At 53.1% G+C, this 1385-nt stretch carries 1 protein-coding gene; it reads right to left on the bottom strand.

All coding sequences use genetic code 11. The features are described 5' to 3' along the window. Positions 1-45: 45 nt before the first annotated feature. Positions 46-1224: an IS1249 family transposase gene (locus QP971_RS11240; RefSeq protein WP_071566713.1), complete on the bottom strand. Its 1179-nt coding sequence runs from the start codon at positions 1222-1224 to the stop codon at positions 46-48. Positions 1225-1385 lie beyond the last annotated feature (161 nt).

Genomic DNA, 1385 nt, shown 5'->3' with positions numbered 1-1385 from the left:
GGGTTAAGGGTCAAAATGTGTGTCTGGCTCGGCGTGTCGCTGGGGTTAGATTTGGCCTTTTTGGATGCCGATTGAGTGGGTGTACTCGGTGTCGATACCGTTGTCGTAGAGGGCTGGTCGTCCTGTTTCGTGGTCGGCTTGGTTCTCGGTGTGGGTCAGGATGGATACTTTGGCGAGTTGGTCCTGGCCCCAGTGGGACTGTCTGGCGATGCGTAGTGGATCGTCGGGCAGTTCTGTTTTTAGGTACAGCCACCAGTCCAGCATTTTGCGCTGGTGTTCATTTGTTCTGCCCCGGTGAGCACGCGCAATCTCTTTCAGGCGAGCGTTAATCCCGCCTTCAAGACTGTTGGTCGTAGATTTGATGCGGGCAGGTTCTAAGACGCCTTTAGGTTGATTGATGTAGACAAAGAGCATGCCTTGGCGCCATAGATGGTTCAGACTGTTGTAGGCCTTTCGCACGTTGGAATGTGTCCATACCCATGTCCAATTTCCTGTATCAGGGTCTTTAACCCTGGTCCTCTCGTCCATCCACCTGCGGTAGACAGTGTTGAAGTTATGGAGCAATACACCCCAGTCAGCTACCTCTTCTTTAGTTCGCACTCGGGTGAGTTTCAGCGCTAGCGTGTAGATAGCTTTGCCGGCATCAGTGCGCGGACGTGAGGTTGTATAGCGGCGAACTACACGCTGTGCGTGGACGAGGCAACGCTGCACATGTGTTGTTGACCAGCAGGTTTTTATTGCACTTGCTGTTCCTTGCCCGCCATCTGTCGTTGCGATTAACGGGGCGGGGATGCGTTCGAGCAGGCGTGTGTAATCGGGAGCGGTTTCGTGTTTGCACCAGTGCCAAGCAACAACATGATCGAGGGTGGAAGCTACAATCAAGCATCCGCCAGCGGTGTAGGTACCGTCGAGAAATATCTGGTCATAGACTCGGCCTGTATGTGCCACGGTGGGATCCGGTACGTCAATAAGCCAGCACCATGTAAATCTGCGCTTCATAGTGGAATGGCTTACATTGTTGCGTTTAGCCAGTGCAGTTAGCGAGATTGTGGTGGTGCAATGCTCGATAAAATCCGCAAAAATTCTAGCGTTGGTGACGTCGGGGCGACGTTTGATGCCTGATGCCCCACAGGCTTTACATCGCCATCGTGTGGTTCCTTTGCTGGTAGTTCCGTTGCGTTTCATGTCGCCGCCGCAGTGGCAGCGTGGTCGATTCTTCGGCATCAAGCCACCACACCACCAGGGCCTACCACATCCAGGTAGAAACACCGGGGATTTACCGTCAAGGACAGCGATATACGGTCGTGAAGCCTATACTTTCAACAATCACACTGGACAGTGACTATAAATCACCGATCCCAGACACACTTTCTGACCCTTAACCC

This window comes from Corynebacterium marquesiae, assembly GCF_030229635.1.
GTDB classification, from domain to species: domain Bacteria; phylum Actinomycetota; class Actinomycetes; order Mycobacteriales; family Mycobacteriaceae; genus Corynebacterium; species Corynebacterium marquesiae.
Note: the sequence above shows the minus strand (reverse complement) of the source record. Positions and strands in the feature narration are given on the sequence as shown.